Here is an 8315-nt window from a genome sequence, read left to right as displayed (position 1 = left end):
TCACCGACGCCCCCGTCGGGCACGGCCCTGTCGGTCACCGTCAGCCGGACCGGCAGCACCCTCTCGGGCACGCCCTCGGCCCGGACGGCCACCTCGCCCCCGTAGCGGCCGGGCGCCGTGCCGTGCGGGACGTGCGCGAGGAACCACAGGGCGCACACCCCTCCCGCGGCCACGTCGACCCGTCGCTCGAAGGTGCCGCCGCGCGCGTCGCTGCCGCCCCGGCTGATGCAGCGCACCTCGAACGGCAGCCCCCGCACCTGTGCGCGCACGTCGTCGAGTGCGGCCGCGGCGAACACCCCGACCTGGAACGCGTAGTGCTCGCCCTGGTCGGCGGTGCCCTCGAACGCGGCGAACGGCGTCCCGCGCGCCCAGCGTGCGGGCAACTGCGCGTACCGGCCGAGCGGATGCGCCCGGTCCTCACCGAACAGCAGCAACTCGGCTTCCGGGAAGGCGGCGTCGAGCTTCGCCCGCTCGGCCCGGGTCGCCGGGAAACCCAGCGGTGCGAACGAGTCCACGGCACTCGCCGCCTCGTAGCGGAACGCCGTCGCCCGCGGCAGTCCGGCCCAGGCGTCGGGGCCGTCGAGACCGTGCGTGTGCACCCACTGCGGGTCGGCGGTGGCCGTGGGCTGCCGGTAGGCGGCCTGGGGGTAGTAGGCCCGGCCGGTGTGCGCGTAGGGCAGGTAGTGCACGGCGTACGCGCCCGGACCCTCGACGGGTGCGAACGCGATCCTGCCGCGCTCGGCGCTCACCTCGACCGCGACGGTGTTGCGCACGCGCCGCCCGGACGGTGCCCGCACGATCACGTCGACGAGTGACGGGTCCGGGTCCTGGCGCCGCCACGGCAGCTCCGCCGCACAGACCGGACCCGTCTCGTCGACGCGGACGAGGATCCGGTGGTTCCCGTACACGTCGCAGTCCCAGTCACCCACCCCGCAGGCGAGGTCCGGATGGCCGTGACCGGCCGCGAAGTCGGCTTGCTGCGCCGCGAATTGCTCACCCATGCGTGGCCCCCAGAGGCACTTTTATTAGGTAAGTTGCTCAATCACTCCGGGTCACCCTGGGGAGTCACCGATCATGCTGTCAAGGGGGACGCCTTGGATCGGGGAGAGCCGCAACGATGAAATCCACGCACCACGACAAGAGTGGTGATCCTTCGCTGCTGCGCCGCCTGAACGCGGCCGCGGCGCTGCGCGTGCTGCGCGAGCGCGCGGAGATCACTGTGCCCGAACTCGCCGCACTGATCGGCGTGTCCCGGCCCACCGCGCAGGACCTGACGGCGCAACTCCTGCGCGAGGGACGCCTGGTGGAGCTGGAGCCGGGCATCGGCGGGGTCGGCAGGCCGGCCCGCCGCTTCCGCTTCCGGGCCGAGGCCGGGCACGTCGTCGGCGTCGACATCGGCGCCCACAAGGTGCTGGCCCTCGCCACCGACCTGCTCGGCCGCACCGTCGCCGCGCACCGGGTGCCCGTCACGCCTGAACTCCCCGCGCCACAACGGCTGGAGGCGGTGCGCGCCGCCCTCACCGGCGTGCTCACCGGGCCCGCGAGCACGGGGACGCGTCCTCTCGCGACCGGCATCGGCACCAGCGGCATGGTCGACACCGCGGGCCGCGTCGTCACCGTCAGCGACTCGCTGCCCGGCTGGAGCGGGATCGACCTCGCGGCCGAACTCGCGGGCAGCGCACCGGGATCCGTGATCGTGGGCAACGACATCCAGCTCGCCACCCTCGCCGAGGGCACGGCCGGTGCCGTCGCCACCCGTGACGACTTCCTGTACCTGTACGTCGGCAACCGGCTCGGCATCGGCCTGTGGCTGAACGGCGGGCTCCACCGCGGCCACCACGGCGGCGCCGGCGAGATGGTGACCGGCGACGGCTGGACCGTCCCGTACCAGCGCCTGCTCGACTGGTTCGCCGGCCACGGGGGCGAGGAGCGCCCCACCCGCGAGAACGCGGCCCGCGCCGTCGTGGTCGCCGCGGCAGCCGGCGACGGAGGAGCCGCGTACACCCTGCGCGCCTTCGCCCGCGCCCTCGCGGAGAGCCTCACCCGGCACGTCGCCGTCCTCGACCCGCAGGCCGTCGTCCTCGGGGGCGGCATCTCGCGTGCGGGCACCCTGCTCAGCGAGCCGTTCGCCGAGCGCCTCGCCGCGCTGAGCCCCTGCCCGCCGACGGTACGGACCTCCACGCTCGGCGAGGAATCGACCGCAATAGGGGCAGCCCGTCTCGCACTGGAACACATCGAACACCCCGCGTAGGAAAGTCCAAGCCCCGGCGGCGAAGAGTCCAACTTCCCAGGGCCGGAAGGCGGTTGACGCGCCTTCCGGCCCCTTCCATGATGACTCTCCAATTCGGAAAGTTGCCTTCTAAATTGGCGATCCCGTCCCGTCGGTGGGAGAACGCGTGTCATCCCCTGCAACTCAGCGGCGCCCGCGCGCCGCCTCACCTCCCGTGGCCGCGGCGCCCGCCGCCGAGCGCAAGACCAGGAGACGCCCGCCGCTGTGGCGCCGGATCCGCAACAACTGGGTGATGCTCGCCCTGATGGCGCCGGGCCTGCTGTTCTTCGTGGTGTTCTTCTACGTCCCGATGCTCGGCAACGTCGTGGCGTTCGAGGACTACCAGCCGTTCATCGGCTTCAAGGACAGCGCCCTGGTCGGCCTCGCCAACTTCCAGGAGCTCTTCGCCGACCCCGCGTTCTGGGAGTCGGTCCGCAACACCCTCGCCTTCGCCGCGCTCCAGCTGGTCTTCTTCTTCCCGGCCCCGCTGGCCCTCGCCCTGCTGATCAACAGCCTGGTCTCCAGCCGCGTGAAGAAGTTCGTGCAGAGCGTCGTGTACCTGCCGCACTTCATCTCCTGGGTGCTGGTCGTCGCCCTGTTCCAACAGGTGCTCGGCGGCGCGGGCCTCATCTCCAACTTCCTTCGCGACCACGGCCTTTCGGCTCTCGACGTGATGACCGACCCCTCCACCTTCCCGATGCTGATCACCGCGCAGGTGATCTGGAAGGACATCGGCTGGGGCATGATCATTTATCTCGCCGCCCTGGCGAGCGTCGACCAGAGCCTGTACGAGTCCGCGGCCGTCGACGGCGCCGGCCGCTGGCGCCGCATGTGGCACGTCACCCTGCCCGCGGTGCGCAGCGTCACGATCATGCTGCTCGTGCTCCGCCTCGGCGACGTCCTGTCCGTCGGCTTCGAGCAGTTCCTGCTCCAGCGCGACGCGGTCGGCCCCCGGGCCGCGGAGGTCCTCGACACCTACGTCTACTACCACGGCGTGGTCTACGGCGACTGGGGCGTCGGCGCCGCCGCCGGCCTGGTCAAGGGCGTCGTCGGCGCCCTGATGATCTGGGGCGCGAACCGGCTCGCCCACGCCTTCGGAGAGCAAGGGGTGTACTCCAAATGACCTTCCCCCTCACGCTGTTGAGGCCCCGCCCCGAGGACACGCGCCCCGCGTGGGAGGAGGAACCCTCGCGGCTCGGCAAGGCGTCGAAGGCCGTCGTCCTGACCGTGCTCTGCGCGGTGATGATCCTGCCGTTCCTCACGGTCCTGTCGACCAGCCTCGCCTCGCGCGAGGAGATCACGCAGTCCGGCGGCTTCGTGCTCCTCCCCACCCACCCGACCTTCGAGGCGTACACGACGATCCTCTCCGGCGGCCTCGTCACCCGCGCCGTCATGGTGAGCATCGGCATCACCGTCGTGGGCACGACGCTCTCGCTCCTGACGACGATCGGGCTCGCCTACGCGCTCTCCAAGCGGGGCGTCCCCGGCAGCAAGCCGGTCCTCCTCCTGGTCCTGTTCACGCTGCTGTTCGCGCCCGGCATGATCCCCATGTACGTCCTCGTGAAGGAACTCGGCCTGCGCGACTCCTACTGGTCGTTGATCCTCCCCGGCCTCATCAACGCCTTCAACCTGGTGGTCATGCGGGCGTTCTTCATGAACATCCCCGAGGAGCTGTACCAGGCGGCCCGCATCGACGGCGCGGGGGACTGGCGCATCCTGACCCGTATCGTCATCCCGCTCTCCAAGGGCGTCATCGCGGTCGTCGGCCTCTTCTACGCGGTCACGTACTGGAACGCCTTCTTCAACGCGATGCTCTACCTCGACGACTCGGGAAAGTGGCCCATCCAGGTCGTGCTGCGCAGTTACGTCGTCCAGGGCAAGTCGCTCACGTCCGACCAGCTCGGCGTGAACCACATGGCGCCGCCCCAGTCCCTCTCGATGGCGGTGGTGATGCTGGCTCTGCTGCCGATCCTGCTGCTCTTCCCGTTCCTGCAGAAGTACTTCAGCAAGGGTGTGCTGACCGGCGCCATCAAGGGGTGACGCACCCCGCCCGACCCCACCCCCCTTTCCTCTCTTGGAGTTGCCCCATGAGCAGCACCGGTCTGTCCCGACGACACTTCCTCGGCGTGAGCACCGCGGTCGCGGCGGGCGCCGCCACCTCCTTCCTCACCGGCTGCGGCTCGTCCACCGCAGGGAAGGGGGAGGCCGCGTCGGCCAAGGTGAAACTGCCGTCCTACGTCCCCTTCGCCAAGATCAAGCCCGACCTCGCGCCCAACGCCAAGGGCCTGTCGGCGGGATTCCTGTCGTATCCGAAGGAACTCGTGCAGAGCGTCGCGAAGGTCCCCGGCGACGGCTCCAAGGTGTCGATGCTCACCGAGATATGGGTGCAGCCGCCCTCGCCCAAGGGCTCCAACGCCCACTGGAAGCAGGTCAGCCGCAAACTCGGCGTCGACCTCTCCGCCATCCTCGGCACGGACCCCGGCTACGAGGAGAAGTTCCCGGCGATCGTCGCGGGCGGCGACCTGCCCGACCTGATGTGGATCCCGCCGAACCAGGGCCTGCAGCACATCGCGCAGCTCCTGGAGGCCAAGATGGCCGACATCACCGAGTACGTCTCCGGTGACGCCGTCAAGGACTACCCGAACCTCGCGAACATGACCCCGGCCCACTGGAAGACGGCCGTCGTCAACGGCAGGATCTGGGGCGCCCCGAGCCCGTATCCGGCGATCGGGCAGGTCTACGGGGGCAACCCCGACATCTGGGCCAAGGCCGACGGCTTCTCGGCGTCCGGCACCGCGGAGTTCATGGACAAGTGCAAGGAGGTCACGGGCGGCAACGTCTGGGCCCTCGAACCGATCTACGTCAACGCCGTAGCTGTGCTGAGCCAGTGTTTCGGCGCCCCCAACAAGTGGGGCCGCGGCAAGGACGGCGCGGTCACGTACTGCATGGAGTCGGAGGGGTACCTGGAGGCCCTGAACTTCGTCATCAAGCTGAAGAAGGCGGGGGTCTTCTACCCGGGCGACCCGAAGATGGCGGACGCCTACCTCAAGCTCGCCCAGGGCCGCATCGGCGCCTGCGTCTACGCGAACCCCGAAGGCGCCCGCAACAACACCCGCACCAACGACCCGAGGCTGGGCGCGGAGATCCTCCTCCCCTTCGACGCCGACGGCCACCGGGCCAACGCCCACCTGCACGCGTTCGGCACCATCGGCTACACAGCCATCAAGAAGGGCAGTGAGAAGCGCGTACGGATGCTGCTCGACGTGCTCAACTACCTTGCGGCGCCCTTTGGTTCGAAGGAGCGCGAGTTCCTGGAGTTCGGCGCCGAGGGCACCGACTTCACGTACGACAAGGACGGCTACCCGCAGCGCACCAAGAAGGGCAAGCAGGAGGTCGAGGGCCTGTGGAGCGGCCTGACCACGGCGACGACCGCGCCCTTCGTGCTGGCACCCTCGTATTTCCCCGGCACCCATGCGGTCCAGGACGTCCGCGACATGTACGGCGTCGAGCAGAAGCTCCTCAAGACGGCCATCCCGAACGCCACGGTCGGCCACTACTCCGATGCGTACACCGAGCACTTCGGCCGCCTGCAGACCGAAGCCGGTGACCTCGTCAACGACATCGTCGCGGGCCGCAAGAAGATCAGCGAGTGGAAGCCGTTCTGGAAGGAGTGGGGCCCCAAGGGACTCGACCAGATGAAGCAGGAGTTCCAGAAGTCCCTTGCGGCCAACGGGGAGTGACTAGGTATCAGAGCTGCGGGCGAGCTCGGAGCGCTTGTACGAGTAGCCGAAGTAGACGCCGAGGCCGATCACGAACCACACGGCGAACCGCACCCAGGTCTGCCACTGCAGGAACGTGATCAGCCAGATCGAGAACACCACGCCGAGCGCGGGCACGACCGGCATCCCCGGCGTGCGGAACGTGCGCGGCAGCTCCGGCTGCCGGTAGCGCAGCACGATCACCGCGACGCACACCACGACGAACGCCAACAGGATGCCGATATTGGTCAGTTCGGCCGCCTCGCCGATCGGCAAGAACCCGGCGATGGCGGCCGACGCGGCCCCGACGATCCACGTCACGCGCGTCGGCACGTGCCGGGTGGGGTGCGTCTTCGCGAACCACTTGGGCAGGAGGCCGTCGCGGGACATGGAGAACCACACACGGGTGACTCCCAACATGAACGTGAACATGACGGTCAGAATGCCGATGATCGCGCCGACCGCGATCACATCCGCGAGCCCGCTCAGCCCCGCCGCCTTGAAGGCGGTCGAGAACCCGCTCTCCGGGTCGATGTCCTTGTAGTTCTGCATGCCGGTCAGGACCAGGCAAGCCAGGACGTACAGCACCATCGAGATGGCGAGCGAGTACAGGATCGCCTTCGGCATGTGGCGCTGGGCGTCCTTCGACTCCTCCGCCGCCGTGGACATCGCGTCGTACCCGAACACGGCGAAGAACACGGTCGCCGCGCCCGTGAAGGCGCCGCTCACCCCGAACGGGAAGAACGGCGTGTAGTTGCCCGTGTTGATGTGGAAGAAACCCACGCCGATGACGAGCAGCACCACGAGCACCTTGAGGACGACGACGACCGTCTCGAAGCGGGCCGCGTTCCTGATGCCGAGCGTCAGCAGGTACGCGATGAGGAGGCAGAGCGCCGCGGCGAACAGGTCGACCTTGTGGCCGCCGCCGGTGCCGGGAGCCCCCAGCATCCAGCGCGGCAGGTCCACGCCCATCTCGCCGAGCAGGAAACTGAAGTACCCGGAGATGCCGATCGCCACGACGGCGACGATCGCCGTGTACTCGAGCAGCAGGTCCCAGCCGATGAACCAGCCGGCGAGCTCGCCGAGGACCGCATAGCCGTACGTGTACGCGGACCCGGCCTTCGGGATGAGCCCGGCGAACTCGGCGTAGGACAGGGCGGCCGCCGCGCTCGCCACCCCCGCGATGAGGAACGAGACGAGCACCGCGGGTCCCGCCGTGCCGTTGGCCACCGTGCCCGCGAGGGTGAAGATGCCCGCGCCGATGATGCCGCCGACGCCGATCGCGGTGAGCTGCCACAGGCCCAACGAGCGTGTCAGCTGGGAGCGTTGACCGCCTCCGCCGCTCTCGGCGTCCTCGATCTGTTCGATGGGCTTGCGGCGCAGCACGCCCTGCCCCATGCGTGGTCGTGGGGGAATGGCCATGAGCTCACCTCTTCGCAGACGTGACGGCTGATGGCCGATCATGATGCACCCGTGACGTCGGGGGCGGAAGACGGCACGCCCCACGCACAGGAGTGGTGGTTACGGCACGACGGTGACCGGCCAGCGGCCCGCCTTCACCAGACGCACGGCCACCGAGCCGACGATGCGGTGCCCGGCCTGCTCGGAGGCGCCCACCACGACGGCGTCGGCCTTGAGCTCGTCGGCCGCAGTCACCAGCCCGTTGAACGGGTCGCCGCGGAACGTGTGGAACTCCCAACGCACGTCATATATGTCCTTGACCCGCTCCGTGGCCTCGCGGATCTCCGCGATGAGGTTCGAGGCGATCTCGTCGGTCGTCTCCGCGACGGGGACGCCGAGCGCGGCCCCGGCGGCCATCACGGGCTGTACGTAGACGACGGCGAGCAGGGATCGCTGCCGTCGGGCCAGGCCTCCGGCGTAGGAGGCGGCGCGGAACGAGGATTCGGAGCCGTCGACGCCGACGACGATCACCTTGGGGCCGTCGGTACCGCGCTCGAATTGGTGGGGCTGCTCATCGGTCACGCGCAGAGGTTAGCCGAAAGGCCCAGGTGGGGGCACCGGCGGGGCGGACCGGATTTCTTCGTTCCGTCGCGGGCCGAACGGGTGCAATCGCGCGTCCCATCCGGTGGTCGTGTGCGCGGCGGAGCCGACTCCGTGTGACGCATAAAGCATGAAAAAGGACCAGAAGGCCCCCGGGCGTCGGGCATTGCTGCGTGGTTTCACCGCCGTCGGCATGGCCGCCCTCACCGGTTGCGCCGCCACCGACCGTGCGCGCACCGTGCCCAGCGCGGGCCCGAGTGCCGCGCCCGCCGCGGGACCGCCCGCCG

General features: G+C 69.6%; 7 protein-coding genes. 4 read left to right on the top strand and 3 right to left on the bottom strand.

The genetic code is table 11. The features are described 5' to 3' along the window. A partial coding sequence (locus G3I40_RS27220; RefSeq protein WP_239091962.1) for a glycoside hydrolase domain-containing protein occupies positions 1-1001 on the bottom strand: 1001 nt, incomplete at its 3' end. Between the two features lie 116 nt (positions 1002-1117). Between G3I40_RS27220 and G3I40_RS27215 the strand changes: the two genes are divergently transcribed. From G3I40_RS27215 to G3I40_RS27200, 4 genes are all read left to right on the top strand, one after another. Continuing rightward, positions 1118-2251, top strand: coding sequence for an ROK family transcriptional regulator (locus tag G3I40_RS27215; protein ID WP_164304883.1), 1134 nt, complete (start codon positions 1118-1120; stop codon positions 2249-2251). A gap of 193 nt (positions 2252-2444) precedes the next feature. Continuing rightward, positions 2445-3392, top strand: coding sequence for an ABC transporter permease subunit (locus G3I40_RS27210; RefSeq protein WP_343245025.1), 948 nt, complete (start codon positions 2445-2447; stop codon positions 3390-3392). Continuing rightward, positions 3389-4309: a carbohydrate ABC transporter permease gene (locus G3I40_RS27205; protein WP_164304881.1), complete on the top strand. Its 921-nt coding sequence runs from the start codon at positions 3389-3391 to the stop codon at positions 4307-4309. Before G3I40_RS27210 ends, G3I40_RS27205 begins: the two co-directional genes overlap by 4 nt. Positions 4310-4356: 47 nt before the next feature. Continuing rightward, positions 4357-6009 (top strand): extracellular solute-binding protein, encoded by a 1653-nt coding sequence (locus G3I40_RS27200; RefSeq protein ID WP_164304879.1) that lies wholly within the window; start codon positions 4357-4359, stop codon positions 6007-6009. Here G3I40_RS27200 and G3I40_RS27195 read toward each other — a convergent pair whose 3' ends face one another. Both G3I40_RS27195 and G3I40_RS27190 read right to left on the bottom strand, forming a co-directional pair. Next, complete coding sequence (locus tag G3I40_RS27195; protein WP_164304877.1) at positions 6010-7449, bottom strand: amino acid permease; 1440 nt, start codon at positions 7447-7449, stop codon at positions 6010-6012. Positions 7450-7548: 99 nt separating this feature from the next. Continuing rightward, complete coding sequence (locus G3I40_RS27190; protein ID WP_164304875.1) at positions 7549-8010, bottom strand: universal stress protein; 462 nt, start codon at positions 8008-8010, stop codon at positions 7549-7551. Between the last annotated feature and the right edge of the window lie 305 nt (positions 8011-8315).

The sequence above is a fragment of the Streptomyces sp. SID14478 genome (assembly GCF_010548525.1).
Classification (GTDB): Bacteria; Actinomycetota; Actinomycetes; order Streptomycetales; family Streptomycetaceae; genus Streptomyces.
This window is presented reverse-complemented; position numbering and strand designations above follow the sequence as displayed.